Origin of the sequence: Sporosarcina sp. UB5 (assembly GCF_050859005.1) — a bacterium.
Classification (GTDB): Bacteria; Bacillota; Bacilli; order Bacillales_A; family Planococcaceae; genus Sporosarcina.
This window is the reverse complement of the sequence record NZ_CP125984.1, coordinates 2,806,385-2,825,630: the sequence shown is the minus strand read 5'-3', so window position 1 is coordinate 2,825,630 and position 19,246 is coordinate 2,806,385. Positions and strand designations below refer to the sequence as shown.

Here is a 19,246-nt window from a genome sequence, read left to right as displayed (position 1 = left end):
TTTTCTCCGCACTATCTATTTAGTTCCCTTCTCATTCTAAAGCTGTTTTCATTAGTTTTCAACAATAAAACATTTTTTTAAGGGAGGCCAACTATGAGCTTGTCATCCATTCTACTATTTATCATAAAAAAAATGAACGGACAACGGACGTTGAATGCCGGTATTCACCTTTTACGTGGAAAAAAATCCGGACAGACATTGCAAGACGTAGAATACTTTAATGTCAAATCTTTTTTCGGGATTTTACCAAAGCTTGAAGAAAAGACTTACGTTGACGCTGCTAATGAATTACTAGATAAGGGCCTAATCATTCTGGACGATAAGTTTGTTCGACTGACAGAAATTGGACAGAAAATGGTGAGTCCGTTACCTGAGTTCCATTTTCGAGGATGGGATTACAGAGGGAGAGAGATGATTTTTTTTAGAAGGGTTTCACTACTTGTTCAAACTCTCTCATATATGCGAACAGGAGATTCATCGTTTACCCCGACTCAAAGGGATAGGGAAATTCAGCTTTTCGTAAAACAGATACTTGAAAACAAACCGGTCTCTGATCCTAGATTCGCTAAACGAATAGGTGACGAATTGAAAATGGCAATTATGAAGAGTGGAATGAGCGATGTCCAAAAATACATATTCGTAAGTAGGTTGACCGGCAAATCTGAAATGGCAAAGACATGGGAACAGTTAGCTTTGGAATTGAAGCAGTCGGTTGATGATTTGCGCCTATTATTTATTGAAAGTCTACATAGACTTTTGCCTGTCGTCGAAAAGTTAGGTGACTATCCTTTTCTTAACGAAATCGCCAAAGATATTAAAGTCCATTCCTATTTGACTGAATCCGCGATGCGTACGAAAAGGCTTTTCGACGAAGGGTATTCAATGGAGAGCATTGCAGCGATTCGAAAATTGAAGATGAGCACAATTGAAGACCACATTATTGAAATGGCGATGAATGACGAACAATTCCCAATCAATCAATTCGTTTCAGACGAACAAATTCGGGCCGTTGTCTTGAAAACTGAAGAAATGGGGACGAAGCGTCTTAAACTATTAAAAGATGAATTTAAAGCATTGTCTTATTTTGAGCTTCGACTCATATTGACTGCTAGTAAGGAAGTGAATAGTTGATGGATTTGAAAGCGATATTATTGGACCGCTTCGGATATGAAAGTTTTCGTCCCGGGCAGGAAGAAGTAATTCATCGTGTTTTAAATAGTCAGGATACGATCGCCATCTTACCGACTGGGATGGGAAAGTCGCTTTGTTACCAGTTACCTGGATCTATAATGGAAGGCTCGGTCATCATCATCTCCCCGCTCGTCTCGTTAATGGAAGACCAGGCGATGCGAATGCGCCAAAATGGTGAAAAGCGGGTAGTCGCACTAAATTCTTTTTTACCTTATTCAGAGAGACAAAGGATTATCGGACAGCTTCAATCTTATAAATTTATCTTTATATCTCCTGAAATGCTTTCCCAAGATTCGTTTAGCCGTCAACTGAGCAGAATTCATATATCTTTCGTAGTTGTGGATGAAGCTCATTGTATTTCACAATGGGGATTTGATTTTCGTCCGGATTATTTACGAATCGGCGATTTTCTGAAACAAAAGGAATCCCTTCCCATTTTGGCATTGACCGCCACAGCCAATGATAAAGTGTTACATGACATTCAGTATTATCTTCAAATGGAACAGCCGATTGTACAAAGGCATTCACTTGATCGGCCGAATATCTCCTACTCAGTTCAGGAAATGAACTCTCCACTTGAAAAAACGGAATGGATTAAACAAAGGGTCATTCAAACAGTAGGTCCGGGAATCATATATGTATCATCGAGAAAACGGGCTGATGAATTAGCTCTTGAGCTTCAACTGGAAGGGGTCGCTGTACAATCGTATCATGCAGGGAAAGATCAAGATGATCGTTCTATTATTCAGGAGCAGTTTCTGAATGGTGATCTTGAATGGATATGTGCAACAAATGCGTTCGGTATGGGGGTCCATAAAGACGATATTCGGCAAGTGATTCATGACCACCTTCCACCAACAGTTGCTGCGTATATACAAGAGGTCGGAAGGGCGGGGCGGGATGGACGTCCCTCAATCGCCACGTTACTCTATATGCCGACGGACGAGCATACGACAAGTTTTATCATCCAATCAGATATGCCTGAAGAAGATGAAGTTCTTCATTACTACAAAATGATTTCAGAAGGTCAGTCACCTGAAAAAGCATCCGAACTTGCTAGTTTAACAGAGACAGGAAAGCGGGTAGTCGATTATTATATTGAACGCTATCCGCTTGAAGAAATACTGACTCGACTAAAGAAACTTTCTAACGAAAAAAACGAACAGCTACAACGAATGATCCGTCTCGTCAAGGGCGGCGAGTGCATCCGGCAACGTGTATTGTCGTATTTTGGCGAATCGTTAATAAGTAAACCCGATGAATGTTGCTCGAGTTGCGGTCTTAGCTCAGTTGAATGGCTTACTGAAAAAAGAATGAAGCGTCATGCTATAAAAATCCTCGGGTGGGATGAAAGAATTACAGCTCTACTTGGATAACGGGACTGATGTCCGTTTACTTTTACGACATTATTCGTCATAATATAAAGAAGAGCACCACTGGATAGGAGAATATGTCGATGAAAAATAATGATTACAAAGTTGAATTTGAAAACAACCGCAAAGAGATCGAGCTCGACCAAAGTGAGGGCTCGAGCTTACCGTCACGAACGGAACGCCATGGCAGACGCCGTCAGCAGAAGAAGACTTCCCGCTATACGACGATTAACGTAATCCTAGGTATTTTTACATTTATTCCGATCTTAATATTCGTCTATGTCATTTATAACTTCTACTTTGGGTCTGATAGAGGGTCTGCTAAAGTTGATAATTCGGATAACACCGTCGTGTACGGAACGAATGTATCATCTGGAAATAGCGATAAGCCGGGATTGGTTCTCGATGATTCCGATAAAGAAAAAGAGGATGAGGGACAATCAAATGGGAATGCTAATAAGGTAACGGTTGAAGATTCGAAAGTAGAATCCGAAAAAACAACTGTAGGCAGCAATCCTCCAGCAGATGATAAGAACGGAAATTTGAACGAGACGAAAACCGATAAAACTGAGGAGAAACCCGATACTGAAGACAAGTCTGATGATATGAAATCTAGAACGCATATTGTCTCGGCGAATGAAACGCTTTATCGAATCTCTATGAATTATTACGGTTCTGACGCTGGAATTGAAAAGATTAAAAAAGCGAACGGTCTTTCATCCAATAATATAATGGCGGGGCAAAAGCTGATTATTCCTTAATTGACTCCAAATAAATGAAAGAGAAGGCAAAGGTATCTATTTGCCTTTTTCTTTATTTTCCTGACTGGCGATAGGACTTGGAAGTTTCACTTGATGGTAGGTGTAGAATGAAAATTGTGTTGAATAGTTTAGCAATATTGTCGGGAGTATTCATAGGTATTCTCGCATATATGTTTTTTTATGCAAATCGGATTAATGTCATCCATCATTCATTTTCCCTTCGGAAAGATTGTAAGGTAGACAAGGAGTTATCCGTTTTTTTTATTTCTGATATTCACCGCAGACGAATTGATGGACAATTGTTACGGAAAGTGCGATCTATAGGATCAATTGATATCGTCGTCATAGGCGGAGATCTTGCAGAAGCTGGCGTTCCACTTTCAACTATCAATCAAAATGTGGAAAGGCTTGCGCGGCTTGCCCCGTTGTTTTTCGTATGGGGCAATAATGACCGTGAAGTCGGAGAAGGCTCAATACGGGCTATTATTGAAAGACATGGCGGCACCATATTGGAAAATACAGATGCAAAAATTAACAACCATCCACTTTGGGGGATTTGTGGTACTGACGACCCTTCGAGCAGAAATGTCGATGTTGAGGCTGCCTTGAAAAACAAAGGAAATTACTCGCATCTAATTGTCGCTACCCATACCCCGTCAGTATTTAGAAAAGTAGAAAAGGTCTGTGTTCCAGAGCTAATGGTTGCTGGTCATATGCACGGGGGACAAATTAGATTAGGAAAGTTTGCATTATATCCATTAGGTCAGTTTAACGAGACGAACGGAAAAGCGAGATTAATTAGCAATGGGTATGGCACATCCATTGTCCCGCTACGATTCGGGGCACCTCCGGAAAGCCATGTCATTACGATTAAATATTGAACATTGTTAAAGTGAGTTGCGTACGATTGTAAGGAGACTGATGAAATTGATTACGAAAGATGCAATTGTAATTGGCGGAGGGCCATGTGGACTCTCCGCAGCCATTGAATTGAAGAAAATAGGTTTGGATGTATTGATCATAGAGAAGGGGAATATCGTTAACTCGATTTACCGTTATCCGACACATCAGACCTTCTTCAGTTCGAGTATAAAGTTATCAATCGGAGATATTCCTTTTATTACAGCGAAGGAAAAGCCGAAGCGAAATGACGCTCTTGTCTATTATCGAACAGTTGCGAAATTAAAAGAGCTCTCTATTAATAGCTTTGAAACGGTTGAGAAAGTGGAAAAATTAGATAGCGGTTTTGCGTTGCGAACGGATCGTGCAAGTTATAAAGCGAAATATGTCGTTGTCGCTACAGGCTACTATGATAATCCGAACTCGTTAGAAGTTCCCGGAGATTCATTGCCGCACGTATCCCATTACTTTAAAGAAGCTCATCCGTATTTCGGAAGGAAAGTTGTCGTTATCGGTGGCAAGAACTCCGCGGTGGATGCTGCAATTGAACTGGCACGCGCTGGCGCATCTGTAACTGTCATTTATCGGGGTCGAGAATACTCACCTAGCGTCAAGCCTTGGATTCTTCCAAGCTTTGATAGTATGATCCGTAGTGGTGAAATTGATATGCATTTTAATTCGCATGTCGTTGAAATAACACCTACGACCGTTACGTTTGAAAAAGATGGCGTGAAGACGAAAATTGATAGTGATGCAGTTTTCGCGATGATCGGTTATCATCCAGACCATCGTTTTATAAAAGCGATGGGGATTCAAATTGATGAAGAGAGTGGACGTCCATTTTTTGATGAAGCGACGATGGAGTCCAATGTGAAAGGGCTGTATATTGCTGGGGTCATTGCGGCAGGCAATAATTCAAATGAGATTTTCATAGAGAATGGACGTTGGCATGGAGAGTTAATTGCAAAGCATATACAAATGAATGACAATTCTGAGGAATAATTGTGGCATAATAGGATAATAGAGAGGGGAGGCGAGCGGATTTGATTAAATTGCTTACTGTAGCGATAGCACCAGGATTGGCGCTGTTCAGCTATTTCTATTTGCGAAAGCAAATTGCAAAAGAACCGTCTCGCACTTTATTTCATACATTCATTTTCGGAGTGATGATGACCTTTCCAATTATGTTCATACAGCACGTATTTGAAGAAGAGAACATAATTCCAAATGATTTTTTTCGAAATGCGGTTTTCACAAGCTGGATTGAAGAGTTCTTTAAATGGTTCATTTTAGTAATTGCGATATTCAAACACGTTGAATTTGAAGATGCTTATGATGGTATTCTTTACGGTGCAAGCGTATCACTCGGTTTTGCAACTGTGGAAAACGTGCTTTACTTGTTTACATTTGGACTTGACACAGCATTCCTGAGAGCCCTTTTGCCTGTATCAAGTCATGCGCTTTTCGGTGTTGTCATGGGGTATTACTTAGGAAAGGCGAAATTTACGACTATATCGAATCGTAAAGGAATGCTGTTTTTTGCATTCTTCGCGCCGTTCATCCTCCATCTCATCTACAATGCTATTTTAGGAGTGAACGACTTATCACTCTATTTAATTATTCCATTCATGCTCTATTTATGGTGGTTTGGATTATCACGTGTGAAAAATGCACATACATTTGCAATGCAACAATTTCGAAACAAAGCCCAAATAAATGGAGTGAAATGAATGTCCATAACTATACTATACAACTCTCATATGTACGTACGGATCTGGCGGATAAGCCAGATCTTTTTTTATGCCTTTCGGTTAATAAAAACGAATTTGTTTGGACAAACTGATAGAAAGGAGGGCATAAAATTGAAGAGAATTTTACTACGTATAATGGCAATTGCATTGTTGCTCGGATCGGTATATGCAACTTCTCCGGTCACAATCGATGCGTTCAGTGCTCGCGATCTTGCTAGAGGCGCGACAGGAGACGATGTAATTGAATTACAGGCAAGACTTCAATACATCGGTTTCTACAATGGGAAGATAGATGGAAAATTTGGGTATGGGACCTATTGGGCGCTCCGTTCGTTCCAAGAGAAGTACGGTTTGCCGATAGATGGAATTGCAGGATCCCAAACGAAAAAGAAACTAACAGCTGCTTCTTCTTACGATGAAAAATTCGTCAAGGACAACTTGAAGAAAGGAAATCAGTTCACCCACTATGGAGGTACTCCACTTTCAGCGCAAGTGAAGAACGGGGGAGGCTCGAAGGAAAACGTGCATTTGCCTTCCAAATACTCTGAGCAAGATTTAAAGCTCATGGCTAACGCTGTCTATGGAGAAGCGAGGGGAGAGCCGTATGAAGGCCAAGTAGCAGTGGCGGCTGTTATTTTAAACCGAGTGGAACATCCCGACTTCCCAGATACCGTCTCAGGAGTCATCTTCCAGCCGAGAGCTTTTACCGCTGTAGCTGACGGTCAAATTTGGTTAACTCCAAATGAACGGGCTAAAGAAGCAGTGTTAGACGCATTGAATGGATGGGATCCTTCAGAAAACGCCATTTATTATTTCAATCCGATTACCGCTACTAGTGAATGGATTTGGTCGAGACCGCAAATAAAGAAAATTGGCTTGCATATTTTTTGCCATTGAAAGCATTTGAAAGGTGGATTGAAAATGGCTCTTTAAGGAAGGGCTATTAACACTAACTATGAGAAAAATGATATTTGTGCTTGCCTATGCGCTCGTCGTCGTTTCCGTTTTCGCATTTTCGAAAGCGACTGAAAACAAAAAGCTCGCTTTGTTATTAAGCAATCAGTATGCGGAACAAATAGCGGAAGCTTCAGAAAAACTTGACGAACTTGATTCGGCAGTGAAACAAACTTTGCTATTCAATGATTCTGATGGTTCAAAGAAGGCGAGGGATAATATTTGGAGACTCACATCTGATATTAGGAGTTCAATCTCATCACTACCAATTGACTCAAGTTTTTCGACTTCTTGGTTGAACTATCTTGGCAGAGTAGGGAATTATGCAAAAGAAGCAGATCGATTAACGGAGCCGGATGAGTATTACAATGTGATGTCACAAGCTTCAAAAAATCTTGGCGCGATGCAAGATGAATGGAGAATGGCAACAACAGGACTAATTGACGGACAGTATTCTATGGATGATTGGTTAAAAAGACTAAGTTCTGAAAGTCCTCAATCTAACTGGGCCAATATGGGCGCGGCCATTAAGCAATACACAGAAGCGGATTTTCCCCTCACCGCAAGTGAGTCGGACGCCATGAAAAAGAAGGAACTGAAAGATATCGATGATGCTAAAGTGACAAAAGAGGAAGCTATTGAACGTTTCAGGATATTGTTTCCCCAAGTTTCTAATGATGTAATTGGAGTGGAGATGAGTAAACCAGGGTCGCCGTATCCGTTTTTCCATATTCGATTCGCTGATAGGGAGTCTATTGGTTATATCGATATTACTGAAAAAGGTGGGCATGTGCTTTCCTATCTTTCTGAAAGGCCATTTGGCAAGAAAGTCCTTCCTTTTGATGATATTAAACGGAATGCAGAAGAATTTCTGAAAGCCGCCGGATACAAAGACGTCATTTATGAGGAATCGAGAGAGAATAACACTTCTTGGCATTTTGTATTTGTGAGAGTAGAGCCGTTCTATGGAGCGAAAGTGTTTTCTGACGTCATCCACTTGAAAGTAGCAAAAGATACAGGGGATATTGTTGGTTTGAACGCAGCGGAATACATTCGAAAAGAAAAGCTCCATAGACAATCAATTAAAAAGATGGATTGGAATGAATTCTTCCATAAAGATGTGCAAGTCGTTGAGGAAGAACTTGCTTATGTTGAAAATGAGAGATTGGAACAAAGATTGGCGCACTATTTGAAGGTGACTCGCGACGAACATGGGCATACCGGGACGTACAACGTAATTGTTGATACCGAGACATCTGAAGTCATTAAAACTGAAAAACTGAATTAATGAAGCGGTAGTTCGAATGTATTGAAAGATCAATGTTGGATTTTATACCTACCCATGACATAATAGAACTATCTATTTAAAGGTAGGTGTGGTGTTACAATGCGTCTTTCTATTGGAACGACTTTAACGATTGACAAAGATTTCTCTGAAAAAGGCGATAAATATAAAAGTAAAGTTGTCGATTATGGAGACGGCTTTGTGATGATTGATTATCCGGCACATATCGACACGGGTAAAACCGCGTTCTTCATGGACGGAACACAATTGCTAATTTCATTTGTTGAGAATAAAATGTCCTATGCATTCCGTACAGAAGTGACAGGCAGGGTGAACAGAGGAATTCCTATGTTGAAATTGACCTACCCAGGCGATGACCAGCTAATTAAAATTCAACGGCGTGAATTCGTCCGCGTGGAAACTGCCATAGATGTCGCAGTAGACTTTGGTGGACTATACCAACAGTTTGTTGCAGAAGACATTAGTGCGGGGGGCATTGCACTTAACATCGGTCAAGAGGATCCGTTTGAAGGGTCGGAAGTTTTAGATTTGACAATTGTACTGCCATTTGCCAATGATGATATTAAATACATTCGAACAAAAGCGAAGCCGGTACGGATTTGGGAAAAAGATGGGCGGCGAATCGCCTCTATGCAGTTTTCCAATATCGATGTTTCGGATAGACAAAACATTATCCGCTTCTGCTTTGAAAGGCAATTGCAGGAAAGGAATACAAAGTGATGTATTACGTAGGGGGAAGACCTGCTTGTTCAGGGCTTTTCCCTTTTTTATTAAAAAGCGGAAGGTGGCGTTCAGGTGCGACAGGCATAAGGCGAAGATGCGTAGTGGCGTAACATGCTCGTAACACTTCGCTTTTACTCGCAAAAGCCGTTCTTCGTGACGGCTTTCAAATCAACTTAGACTTATGACCCGAGCACCTGCCACCTGAAGCTAGATTGTGATACAATGTTTTCGAATTGAATTCGGGGGTAGATGATATGTTAAAAGGGATTAGTATTGCAATTGATGGCCCTGCTGCTGCAGGCAAAAGTACAATTGCAAAAAGGATCGCACAGAAATTACGCTACACATATATTGATACGGGTGCGATGTATCGGGCATTGACGCATAAAGCAATTAAGTCAGGCATAAATATGGATAGTGATCACGACTTGTCAGACTTATTGGAAGGCACGGAAATTTTACTCGTCCCCAATAATGGGAGCCAAGCTGTTTGGATTGACGGAGTCGATTGTTCGAACGAAATTAGATCCGAAGAAGTAACTGCTGCCGTCTCCAAAGTGGCCGCACATACGACTGTCCGAAAATTGATGGTAGATAAACAGCGGGAACTCGCGAATGAATCTGGAGTCGTCATGGACGGGCGTGATATCGGCACAGCAGTACTTCCAGACGCTGACTTGAAAATATTTATGACCGCTTCTGTCGAGGAGAGGGCGGAAAGACGTTTTCAGGAAAATGAAAAGCGTGGCATCTATACGCCGCTTGAGCGTCTAAAAGAGGATATCGAAAAACGTGACCGTGCAGACAGTGAGCGTGAAGTATCCCCGCTAAAGAAAGCGGATGATGCGATTCTTGTCGATACGACTTCAATGACAATTGATGAAGTTGTCGATAAAGTGATCGAACTCGCGGAAGTGAGGTTAGAGCGATGAATTTATATCCTTTCGGGAAATTTCTCGTCAGTACGATATTTAATCCTCTTTACAGGATCAAAATCATAGGGAAAGAAAACTTTCCGGAGGATGGCGGGGTACTCCTTTGCGCGAATCATATTGATAATTTCGATCCGCCTGTCGTCGGAATTACTTGTCCGCGTACCGTCCATTTCATGGCGAAAGAAGAACTTTTCAACGTTCCAATTTTGAAAACTATACTTCCAAAAGTAAATGCGTTTCCTGTGAAGCGTGGAATGAGCGACCGTGAAGCTTTCCGGACTGTCTTGAAATTATTGCGCAGCGGTGAAGTTGTCGGCATGTTTCCAGAAGGGACAAGAAGCAAAACCGGTGAACTCGGAAAAGGGCTTGCGGGAGCGGGCTTCTTTGCGTTAAAAGGGGATGCGGATGTAATGCCATGCGCTATCATCGGTCCGTACAAGCCATTTCGTCCATTGAAAGTCATTTACGGCAAGCCGATTAAGATGGCTCCTTACCGGGAGAGAAAAGCGTCTGCTGAAGAAGTGACGGAAGTAATTATGAATGAAATACGCACCCTTTTGGAACAACATCGTTAAATTTATAAGGGTAATTTTTTGTTTTTATGCATTGATTCGAATAATATAGAGATAGGATTCATTATGGAGGAGGACTACATATGACTGAAGAAATGAATTTGGATGAAATGAACGGACATAAAGAAGGTGACCGTGTCACTGGAAAAGTGACGAAAATTGAAGACAAATCCGTATTGGTCGAAATCGCTGGAGCGCCTTTTGATGGTGTTATCCCGATTAGTGAACTTTCAAGTCTCCACATCGAAAAAGCATCAGATGCAGTACAAATCGGTGATGAGCTAGAATTGATCATCACGAAAGTGGAAGATGAGAATTATGTTCTTTCTAAGAGAAAAGTCGATGCAGAGAATGCATGGGATTCTCTCGAGGAGAAATTTACAAACAAGGAAACGATTGAAACAGAAGTGAAGGATGTCGTGAAAGGTGGACTCGTCGTCGATCTTGGCGTTCGCGGTTTTATCCCTGCTTCACTCGTTGAAGACCATTTCGTTGAATCATTTGAAGATTATAAAGGCCGTACGATGGAGTTTAAAATCGTAGAAATGGACAAGGAGAAAAATCGTCTTATCCTTTCTCATCGTGCCGTTATTCAAGAAGAAAAAGCGAACAAGAAAGAAGAAGTTCTTGAGCAGCTAACAGAAGGGCAAGTTCTTGAGGGGACCGTTCAACGTATTGCTTCGTTCGGAGCTTTCGTCGACATTGGTGGAGTAGATGGTTTAGTCCATATTTCACAACTATCTCATGAACATGTTGAAAAAGTGTCCGACGTCTTAAAAGAAGGCGAAAAAGTGAAAGTAAAAGTTCTTTCAGTTGACCGTGATTCGGAACGAATTTCGTTATCGATTAAAGAAACTTTACCTGGACCGTGGGAAAACATTGAGGAAAGAGCGCCGAAAGGGTCTGTACTTGAAGGCACTGTAAAGCGTCTCGTCTCTTACGGTGCATTCGTTGAAGTGTTCCCAGGGGTGGAAGGTCTCGTCCATATTTCACGCATCTCTCACCAGCATATTGGAACACCTCATGAAGTGCTTGAGGAAGGACAAAAAGTCGAAGTAAAAGTTGTCGACGTAAATGCGGAGGAGAAACGCCTTTCCCTTAGCATTAAAGACCTTCTTGAAAAGGAAGAAGTCGAATCATACGGCGATTATGAAATGAAAGAAGAAACGGGCTTCTCCTTAAGTGATGTCATCGGAGATCAGTTAAAAAAATTCACTGAGTAATATTTGTCAAATTATCGAACAAGCGTATGAATCTCAATTGTATGGGTGATGGTGCTTACATAGGCATCATCATCTTTTTTGTTCGTCTAGTCTCCGTGCGCCAGTCCCTCGAGTCGCTTCAGACCTGTCGAAAAGGCAAAGAACGCCTTTCCGGCAGGTCTTCCAGCGCTTGTCGGGACTAGGCTGGCGCACTGCGCTTTTGTTCTGTATAATACACAAGGAGATATATTGGAAGGGTGTTAAATAATGAGTAAACCAACCGTAGCAATCGTTGGAAGGCCGAACGTAGGAAAGTCGACAATCTTCAACCGTATTGTTGGAGAACGTATTTCAATCGTCGAGGACGTAGCTGGCGTAACGAGGGACCGTATATACAGTTCGGCAGACTGGCTGTCACATGATTTTAATTTAATTGATACAGGCGGTATTGATATCGGTGATACGCCGTTTCTAGAACAAATCAGATTACAAGCAGAAATTGCAATTGAAGAAGCTGATGTCATTATCTTTTTGACAAACGGTCGAGAAGGTGTTACCGACGCGGACGAGCATGTAGCGAAGATTCTTTACAAAACGAAGAAACCTGTAGTTTTAGCGGTTAACAAAATTGATAATCCAGATATGCGCGATATGATCTATGATTTCTATTCACTTGGATTTGGAGATCCGTACCCAATTTCCGGATCACACGGAATTGGACTTGGTGACTTACTCGATGCAGTTGCGGCAAGTTTCCCGGAAGCCGGTGAAGAAGTTGAAGAGGAAGATGTCATTCGGTTCTCATTAATCGGTAGACCGAACGTAGGGAAATCATCCCTCGTAAATGCTCTGCTTGGAGAAGAACGGGTCATCGTTAGTGACGTTGCTGGAACGACGACAGATGCTATCGATACTTCTTATGAGTTCGAAGGGCAGAAGTATAAAATTATCGATACAGCCGGCATGCGTAAAAAAGGTAAAGTGTATGAAAACATGGAGAAGTACAGTGTTCTACGTGCGCTAAAAGCAATTGATCGATCGGATGTCGTGTTAATTGTCATTAATGGCGAGGAAGGAATTCGCGAGCAGGATAAGCGAATTGCAGGATATGCCGAAGAAGCTGGAAAAGGCATTATGTTTGTCGTGAATAAATGGGATGCTGTTGAGAAAGACGACAAAACGATGAATCGTTTTACCGAAGACATCCGAAAAAACTTCCTCTTCTTAGATTATGCGCCAGTTGCGTATGTTTCAGCAAAAACGAAACAGCGTGTCACAACATTATTCGACCAAATTAAGATGATTAGTGAGAATCATGCAATGCGTATTCAATCGAGTGTCTTGAATGAAGTAATTGAGGACGCTGTTGCACGAAATCCTGCTCCTTCGGATAAGGGAAGAAGACTTCGCATCTATTATGCAACTCAAGTGGCGGTCAAGCCCCCTGTTTTCGTTGTTTTTGTCAACGAACCGGAATTAATGCACTTTTCGTATGAAAGATTTCTGCAAAATCGTCTAAGGGAATCTTTCGGATTCGAAGGAACGCCAATCCGACTAATTACGCGCGCAAGAAGCTGAACGAGGTGAATATATTGGAAAAAGTATCAGTGATCGGAGCAGGAAGCTGGGGCACTGCTATCGCATTCGTCCTTGCAGAAAATGGCCATGACTGCCTGCTATGGACGAGAAGGACGGAGCAATCCGCTGAAATAAATGAAAGTCAAACGAACAATTCGTACTTGCCGGGCATTGCATTGCCTGCCAATCTTAAAGCGACTTCTGACTTGGAAGCAGCTGTACAACATGCCGACACGATTGTTGTTGCAGTACCGACGAAAGCAATCCGACCCCTTTGCGCGGAAATCAATAAGCTTGCAACGAATTCGAAGTTAATCGTTCATGTTTCAAAAGGGATCGAGCCGGATACGTTGAAACGTATTTCCGAAGTGATAGAGGAAGAAGTATCAACTGACAACCGAAAAGCGATTGTCGCCTTGTCAGGTCCTAGCCACGCTGAAGAGGTCGTGTTGCGCCATCCGACGACAATAACAGCTGCATCCCTCGATCAAGAGGCTGCAGAGCATGTCCAGGACCTTTTCATGAATCACTACTTCCGAGTCTATACGAATGATGATCTTGTCGGGGTCGAATTGGGAGCTGCATTGAAAAATGTAATCGCCCTCGCTGCCGGAATTACCGATGGAATTGGTTATGGCGATAACGCCAAAGCTGCGCTCATCACGCGTGGTTTAGCTGAAATTACAAGACTTGGCATGAAGATGGGTGCGAAACCTCTAACGTTTGCGGGCTTAACAGGTCTTGGGGACTTAATTGTAACTTGCACGAGTGTCCATTCACGGAATTGGAAGGCTGGCAATTTATTAGGCCAAGGGAAGTCGTTAGATGAGGTCATCTCTGGTATGGGTATGGTCATTGAAGGCGTGCGAACAACAAAAGCTGCTCATCAACTTTCCTTGCAGTATGAAGTGTCAATGCCATTAACAGAGGCGCTACATTCTGTACTCTTCGATAATGTACCGCCGAAGGAAGCTGTCGATCAGCTAATGAATAGAATGAAAAAACAGGAAATCGAAGATATATTTTTCAAATAAGTTATTTCGTATGACATGAAAGGATGATTTAATTGTCCTCATTAGATAAAATGTGGCTGTCGTTTTATGCAATGGGTTTCATGGCTATTTCCATGGGACTCATCTATTTGAGCAGACATAAGCTATCAAATAGATTACTAAAGTTCTTATTTGCTCTTATCGCGTATTCTTTGTTTATATTTTCAACTATTGCGATGGTTTATCTTGTGTTTAGCGGGCCGACAGGGGGAGCGAGGTAATGAAGATGAGAAGATTCGCTTTGCTTATTTCTATTGTTTCCATTATCCTTCTTCTAGCAGGATGCATGTATCCTGGCGATGAAAGAGTAATGCAAGAAAATCCATACGAAGATCAAATTGAACTAATTCAAAAGGCTGTCAATGCATATGAAGAAGCGAACGGAGGACTTCTTCCTATAAAGACGAGAGATCAGGAAACTGATTTGTACATAAAGTATCCAATTGAATTTTCCAAAATAGTGCCGGCATACACTGAGAAAATCCCTTCTAACGCCTATGAAAAAGGAGGGATTTACCAATACGTACTAATTGATGTTGAGGAAAATCCAACTGTCAAACTAGTAGACTTAAGGACTGCCGAGCGCATTCGTGAATTGAATCTTCGGAGGCATATAAATGGGAGACTCCCATTCAAAGATGCTGTCGGAGAAAATGTATATGAAATAGACTTTGCAGCGATGGGATTCAAGGAACCTCTGAAAGTCGAAAGTCCATATTCAGATGCATTGCTACCGATTGTCGTCGGAGGGGATGGACATTTTTATGTTGATTATTCCATTGATTTGAACAGGATTCTACGAGAGCAGAACCCTGACGTTAAGGAAGGAGAAGACATCCGTTATCTACTGTCTGATTCCTATCCAATATTGCCTGCTTATTCTTTGCCTTATACGGTGAATGAAAAAAACGAACCTATTTTCATGAAGAAGTAATTAACATCATACGGAAATCAAAACGTTTCATGCATTTTTAGCATGAAACGTTTTTCGTTTACATAAACTAATATGCGCGAAAAAAGGAGGGCTAAGTATGAAAGAGGAGTTATACGAAAATCTAGCGAGGAGAACGGACGGGGATATTTATATAGGTGTGGTCGGCCCTGTTCGTGTAGGTAAATCTACTTTCGTCAAAAGGGTGATGGAAGAGGTCGTCATACCGAATATGACGGATGCAGGTGACAGGGCAAGGGCACAGGATGAATTGCCTCAAAGTTCACCAGGACCAATCATTATGACGTCTGAGCCTAAATTCGTTCCTGCACAAGGCACTCAGGTGTCTATCGGGGAGGGGGAATTATCCTTCCAAGTAAGGCTTGCGGACTGCGTCGGTTATGTAATTGATGGAGTAAAAGGATATGAGGATGAGGATGGTCCTAAATATGTCCATACTCCTTGGCATAATGAACCGATCCCGTTCGAGGAAGCGGCACGCATTGGTACGGACAAAGTAATACGTGACCATTCGACAATCGGTATTCTAGTAACGACCGATGGGACAGTGAACAATATTCCGAGAGCGGCTGCAGAGGTAGCTGAAGAGGAAATTGTCACCAAATTGAAAGAAATTGGTAAGCCATTTGTCATTGTGTTGAATTCTAAAATGCCTGCTCACGAAAAGACAGTTGCTCTAAAAGATCAACTTCATGAAAAGCATGGCGTTCCCGTCATCGCAATTAGTGCCGATCAATTGAATGCTCAAGAAATCCAGCTAATTTTGAAAGAAGCTTTATACGAATTCCCGATTACGGATATCGAAGTGCAAAAGCCGGATTGGATGGATGTGCTAGGGGCTGATCATGAACTAAATGCAGCAATCGACAATGTCATCAATGAAGGGTTCCTCGTAGCATCGAAAATCCGAAAAGTACAAGAGCTTGCTGAGCGTCTAAAAGATGAGAAATATGTCAGACATGCAGAAGTTGTCGATGTAGATGCAGGAAAAGGAAAAGCAACAGTGAATATCGAAATGGATGAACAAGCATTCCGAGAAGTTTGCGAGAGTATTATGCAACAGGAAATGAAAACAAAGAAAGATTGGCTTCTCTTTGTTAAAGACGCTGTCAAAGCGAAAAAATCATACGATATGTACGCAGAAGCAATCGAAACCGCCAAAAAGAGCGGTTATGGAGTTGCATTGCCTACAATTGAGGATTTTCAGCCATCACCTCCGGAACTTATTAAGGAGAATAACTTCTATGGCGTTCGTATGAAGGCGGCGGCCCCATCCCTTCATATTATCCGTATCGACATGGACGCGGAGTTTTCACCGTTAATCGGATCAGAATTCCATAGCCACCACTTGCTGAAGGAATTGAAAAACGCTTATTTACACGATCGGGACGCTCTATGGCAGACGCAGCTCTTCGGCACACCATTGCATGAAGTAATGAAAGAAAGCATCCGGTTTAAAACGTCTTCCGTCCCGCCTAATGCGAGAAAACGACTTAGAGAAACAATCGAGCAAATGGTCAATGACGGAAATAAAGGGATGATTACGTTCATCGTATAAGTACTACGTTTTTAGTAAGGCATACTTACCTGCTGAAAAGCGAGTAAAGCCTTACATGTCAAGTGATATGCCGTTTTTACTGAAAAAGATCCGTTTTTGACGGATCTTTTATTTTTTTTCCTGAAATTAACCGAAAAAGCCTTGAAAACGTTGATAATATTGTTGCACCGCGGTTTTTAGTATGTTACTCTACTTACAGTTAAGAAAAGCGGAGGGCGCCTGCCTAGAGGCGACAGGCATAAGGCGAAGATGCGTAGTGGCGGTTTTTGCCACAGAGCAGCTTTGACTTATGACCCGAGCCTCTGGCGCCCGGAGCTAGACATAGAAAAGACTTTCTTTGAGAGGAGGTGAATGGTGTGAACAAAACAGAATTGATTAACTCAGTTGCCGAAGCGGCAGGTCTGACGAAAAAAGATGCTACTAAAGCGGTTGAAGCTGTATTCGATACAATCCAATCGACACTTGCAAAAGGTGATAAAGTGCAACTGATCGGATTCGGTAACTTCGAAGTACGTGAACGTGCTGCTCGTAAAGGGCGCAACCCACAATCCGGAGAAGAAATCGAAATCGCAGCAAGCAAAGTTCCTGCATTTAAAGCAGGTAAAGCGCTTAAAGATGCTGTTAAGTAATCTTTAAGTTTACATAGGAGCCCTTCCACAATGTCTCTGTGACATATATGTGGACGGGCTCCTTTTCTACAATCATTGTACGTAATTGAGCGAGTATGCTACTATTTTTGAAGGAATAGCATTTGATTGTAATGAGGAGGAAGTCTCAATGACAGAAGTGGATCTCGGTAAAATAGAAAAAGCCGTTTCAATGATCCTGGAAGCGATAGGGGAAGATACGGAGCGAGAAGGATTGCTCGACACCCCAAAACGGGTAGCTAAAATGTACGCAGAAGTTTTTGAAGGACTACATAAAGATCCAAAACAATATTTTGAAACAGTATTCCATGAGAACCACGATGAAGTGGTCCTCGTGAAAGATATTCCGTTTCATTCGATGTGCGAGCACCACCTTGTTCCATTCTACGGACATGCACATATCGCATACATACCTCGTGACGGTGTTGTTGCTGGGCTTAGCAAATTGGCGAGAGCTGTTGAAACGACTGCTAAAAGGCCTCAGTTGCAGGAAAGGATTACATCAACCGTTGCAAATTCAATGATGGACATGCTCAATCCAATCGGCGTCTATGTCATTATCGAAGCGGAACATATGTGCATGACGATGAGAGGGATTAAAAAACCAGGCGCAAAAACAGTTACAACAGTCGCAAGAGGAGTTTACGAGCACGATGATGTAAAAAGAGCAGAAATTCTGGCTCTTTTGAAGTGATTTCTCTTTTGGAGTAATCTGATGCCTTTGTGAATCGTTTCTATGATATGATGGGATATATATGGACGACAGGAGATGAAAACATGCCACAACCTGATTTTATCGTGATTAAAGCACAAGAAGACGGAGTGAATGTCATCGGGCTGACGAGGGGAAATGATACAAGATTTCATCACACCGAAAAGTTGGATCGCGGGGAAGTGATGATTGCCCAATTTACTGATCATACGTCAGCCATGAAAATCCGTGGCAAAGCCGAAATTCATTCGGCGCATGGTATTGTCTACAGCGAAGGGAAAGAATAGACATAGGGGACCCTGCTCACAGATGGTCTTTGAATGGAGAACCGAAGATGGACAGACAAACTATCAATCTATATATTCGAAATTATATGTGCGAGGTCAAGCGATCCATACAGGAACCCATTTTGGAGAGGGATCTTGGCAAGATGTCACTTGACGAAGCGAAGGCATTCTTCTTGCTATTACCGTTGTTGAATGAAGAGGAGTGGACCTCTGAGCAAAATGTTTCTGCCATTGCAGTGGGCGCAGTTCATGCTGCCTTTGACATGCATGACAGAGTACATATAGTGGACGCCACTTCAAAGGAGCAACAACTCATGGTTCTCTCGGGTGATCATTTCAGCGGTATACACTACAGGCTGTTGTCATCGCTTCCGGATTTCAAGCTCATTACATCCATGTCAGAAATGATTGGACAAATTAACGAGACGAAAACGAATTTGCTAATGGAAGAATCTGAAGGAGCCGATATGCTCATCGACTCGATGACATGCATAGAATCGGGTTGTATCGTTGTATTTCAACGAAGATATGGCTTTTCAAGATATTCGAAGATTACTGAAACAGCATTAGGATTAATTTGGTTTTTCAAAAAGTTGACGAAAGACCCAGCCATTGAGCAAGTTTGGCCAGCAAATAAAATCAAAGAGGCCGACGTTGAAGACGCGATTTCTATACTGTCTTCGAGGTTGCAAAAACAGCTTTCGGAAGCGGGGTTCTTAAACCCGTTTTTAAAACAGGAAATCAATAGATTTGCGACGCCGCTATTAGGCAAGCCTATTTAGAGAAAGAAGG

Annotated in this window: 21 protein-coding genes; all 21 read left to right on the top strand. The window is 42.0% G+C overall.

Translation table 11 applies throughout. From position 1 onward, the window contains the following. The first annotated feature begins 93 nt into the window (after positions 1-93). Positions 94-1,131: a helix-turn-helix domain-containing protein gene (locus QM454_RS14255; RefSeq protein WP_432359100.1), complete on the top strand. Its 1,038-nt coding sequence runs from the start codon at positions 94-96 to the stop codon at positions 1,129-1,131. Next, entirely contained in the window at positions 1,131-2,567 is a 1,437-nt protein-coding gene (locus QM454_RS14250; protein WP_432359098.1) for a RecQ family ATP-dependent DNA helicase, read from the top strand. Before QM454_RS14255 ends, QM454_RS14250 begins: the two co-directional genes overlap by 1 nt. Before the next feature lie 80 nt (positions 2,568-2,647). Then, positions 2,648-3,325, top strand: coding sequence for a LysM peptidoglycan-binding domain-containing protein (locus QM454_RS14245; protein ID WP_432359096.1), 678 nt, complete (start codon positions 2,648-2,650; stop codon positions 3,323-3,325). 107 nt (positions 3,326-3,432) lie between these two features. Beyond that, positions 3,433-4,206: a metallophosphoesterase gene (locus QM454_RS14240; protein ID WP_432359094.1), complete on the top strand. Its 774-nt coding sequence runs from the start codon at positions 3,433-3,435 to the stop codon at positions 4,204-4,206. A gap of 46 nt (positions 4,207-4,252) precedes the next feature. Beyond that, on the top strand, positions 4,253-5,227 hold the full coding sequence (locus tag QM454_RS14235) for a YpdA family putative bacillithiol disulfide reductase (protein ID WP_432359093.1): 975 nt from the start codon (positions 4,253-4,255) through the stop codon (positions 5,225-5,227). A 41-nt stretch (positions 5,228-5,268) separates the two neighbouring features. Beyond that, positions 5,269-5,955: a glutamic-type intramembrane protease PrsW gene (gene prsW / locus QM454_RS14230; protein WP_432359091.1), complete on the top strand. Its 687-nt coding sequence runs from the start codon at positions 5,269-5,271 to the stop codon at positions 5,953-5,955. A 156-nt stretch (positions 5,956-6,111) separates the two neighbouring features. Continuing rightward, positions 6,112-6,873, top strand: coding sequence for a spore cortex-lytic enzyme (sleB, locus tag QM454_RS14225; RefSeq protein ID WP_432364027.1), 762 nt, complete (start codon positions 6,112-6,114; stop codon positions 6,871-6,873). Positions 6,874-6,931: 58 nt separating this feature from the next. Beyond that, on the top strand, positions 6,932-8,218 hold the full coding sequence (locus QM454_RS14220; protein ID WP_432359089.1) for a PepSY1/2 domain-containing protein: 1,287 nt from the start codon (positions 6,932-6,934) through the stop codon (positions 8,216-8,218). A gap of 99 nt (positions 8,219-8,317) precedes the next feature. Further along, the gene (locus tag QM454_RS14215) at positions 8,318-8,956 is read left to right on the top strand and encodes a flagellar brake protein (protein WP_432359087.1); all 639 of its coding nucleotides are present in this window, start codon (positions 8,318-8,320) and stop codon (positions 8,954-8,956) included. Between the two features lie 257 nt (positions 8,957-9,213). Continuing rightward, positions 9,214-9,891 carry a (d)CMP kinase gene (gene cmk / locus QM454_RS14210; protein ID WP_432359086.1) on the top strand — a complete coding sequence of 226 codons (678 nt, stop codon included), beginning with the start codon at positions 9,214-9,216 and terminating at the stop codon, positions 9,889-9,891. After that, positions 9,888-10,469: a lysophospholipid acyltransferase family protein gene (locus tag QM454_RS14205; protein ID WP_432359084.1), complete on the top strand. Its 582-nt coding sequence runs from the start codon at positions 9,888-9,890 to the stop codon at positions 10,467-10,469. The genes cmk and QM454_RS14205 overlap by 4 nt, the downstream gene beginning before the upstream one ends. 80 nt (positions 10,470-10,549) lie before the next feature. Then, positions 10,550-11,689, top strand: coding sequence for a 30S ribosomal protein S1 (gene rpsA, locus QM454_RS14200; RefSeq protein WP_432359082.1), 1,140 nt, complete (start codon positions 10,550-10,552; stop codon positions 11,687-11,689). A 246-nt stretch (positions 11,690-11,935) separates the two neighbouring features. Continuing rightward, a complete protein-coding gene (gene der, locus QM454_RS14195) occupies positions 11,936-13,246 on the top strand; it encodes a ribosome biogenesis GTPase Der (protein WP_432359080.1) in 1,311 nt (436 codons plus the stop codon). A 14-nt stretch (positions 13,247-13,260) separates the two neighbouring features. Further along, entirely contained in the window at positions 13,261-14,280 is a 1,020-nt protein-coding gene (locus tag QM454_RS14190; RefSeq protein WP_432359079.1) for an NAD(P)H-dependent glycerol-3-phosphate dehydrogenase, read from the top strand. Positions 14,281-14,312: 32 nt separating this feature from the next. Further along, positions 14,313-14,519 carry a DUF2768 domain-containing protein gene (locus QM454_RS14185; RefSeq protein ID WP_432359077.1) on the top strand — a complete coding sequence of 69 codons (207 nt, stop codon included), beginning with the start codon at positions 14,313-14,315 and terminating at the stop codon, positions 14,517-14,519. Next, positions 14,519-15,232 (top strand): hypothetical protein, encoded by a 714-nt coding sequence (locus QM454_RS14180; RefSeq protein WP_432359075.1) that lies wholly within the window; start codon positions 14,519-14,521, stop codon positions 15,230-15,232. Before QM454_RS14185 ends, QM454_RS14180 begins: the two co-directional genes overlap by 1 nt. Before the next feature lie 97 nt (positions 15,233-15,329). Beyond that, on the top strand, positions 15,330-16,808 hold the full coding sequence (gene spoIVA, locus QM454_RS14175; protein WP_432359073.1) for a stage IV sporulation protein A: 1,479 nt from the start codon (positions 15,330-15,332) through the stop codon (positions 16,806-16,808). Positions 16,809-17,164: 356 nt separating this feature from the next. Next, positions 17,165-17,437: an HU family DNA-binding protein gene (locus tag QM454_RS14170; RefSeq protein ID WP_147059822.1), complete on the top strand. Its 273-nt coding sequence runs from the start codon at positions 17,165-17,167 to the stop codon at positions 17,435-17,437. A gap of 148 nt (positions 17,438-17,585) precedes the next feature. Further along, positions 17,586-18,149 carry a GTP cyclohydrolase I FolE gene (folE, locus tag QM454_RS14165; protein ID WP_432359071.1) on the top strand — a complete coding sequence of 188 codons (564 nt, stop codon included), beginning with the start codon at positions 17,586-17,588 and terminating at the stop codon, positions 18,147-18,149. Between the two features lie 83 nt (positions 18,150-18,232). Further along, positions 18,233-18,454 (top strand): trp RNA-binding attenuation protein MtrB, encoded by a 222-nt coding sequence (gene mtrB, locus QM454_RS14160; protein WP_432359069.1) that lies wholly within the window; start codon positions 18,233-18,235, stop codon positions 18,452-18,454. 47 nt (positions 18,455-18,501) lie between these two features. Next, the gene (locus tag QM454_RS14155) at positions 18,502-19,236 is read left to right on the top strand and encodes a heptaprenyl diphosphate synthase component 1 (RefSeq protein WP_432359067.1); all 735 of its coding nucleotides are present in this window, start codon (positions 18,502-18,504) and stop codon (positions 19,234-19,236) included. Positions 19,237-19,246: the final 10 nt, after the last annotated feature.

Coding starts and splice junctions, on each gene's coding strand:
- QM454_RS14255 (WP_432359100.1), top strand. CDS start 94: ATGAGCTTGTCATCCATTCTACTATTTATCATAAAAAAAATGAACGGA.
- mtrB (WP_432359069.1), top strand. CDS start 18,233: ATGCCACAACCTGATTTTATCGTGATTAAAGCACAAGAAGACGGAGTG.
- cmk (WP_432359086.1), top strand. CDS start 9,214: ATGTTAAAAGGGATTAGTATTGCAATTGATGGCCCTGCTGCTGCAGGC.
- rpsA (WP_432359082.1), top strand. CDS start 10,550: ATGACTGAAGAAATGAATTTGGATGAAATGAACGGACATAAAGAAGGT.
- QM454_RS14215 (WP_432359087.1), top strand. CDS start 8,318: ATGCGTCTTTCTATTGGAACGACTTTAACGATTGACAAAGATTTCTCT.
- QM454_RS14245 (WP_432359096.1), top strand. CDS start 2,648: ATGAAAAATAATGATTACAAAGTTGAATTTGAAAACAACCGCAAAGAG.
- QM454_RS14250 (WP_432359098.1), top strand. CDS start 1,131: ATGGATTTGAAAGCGATATTATTGGACCGCTTCGGATATGAAAGTTTT.
- der (WP_432359080.1), top strand. CDS start 11,936: ATGAGTAAACCAACCGTAGCAATCGTTGGAAGGCCGAACGTAGGAAAG.
- QM454_RS14155 (WP_432359067.1), top strand. CDS start 18,502: ATGGACAGACAAACTATCAATCTATATATTCGAAATTATATGTGCGAG.
- QM454_RS14220 (WP_432359089.1), top strand. CDS start 6,932: ATGAGAAAAATGATATTTGTGCTTGCCTATGCGCTCGTCGTCGTTTCC.
- sleB (WP_432364027.1), top strand. CDS start 6,112: ATGGCAATTGCATTGTTGCTCGGATCGGTATATGCAACTTCTCCGGTC.
- QM454_RS14180 (WP_432359075.1), top strand. CDS start 14,519: ATGAAGATGAGAAGATTCGCTTTGCTTATTTCTATTGTTTCCATTATC.
- spoIVA (WP_432359073.1), top strand. CDS start 15,330: ATGAAAGAGGAGTTATACGAAAATCTAGCGAGGAGAACGGACGGGGAT.
- QM454_RS14240 (WP_432359094.1), top strand. CDS start 3,433: ATGAAAATTGTGTTGAATAGTTTAGCAATATTGTCGGGAGTATTCATA.
- folE (WP_432359071.1), top strand. CDS start 17,586: ATGACAGAAGTGGATCTCGGTAAAATAGAAAAAGCCGTTTCAATGATC.
- QM454_RS14205 (WP_432359084.1), top strand. CDS start 9,888: ATGAATTTATATCCTTTCGGGAAATTTCTCGTCAGTACGATATTTAAT.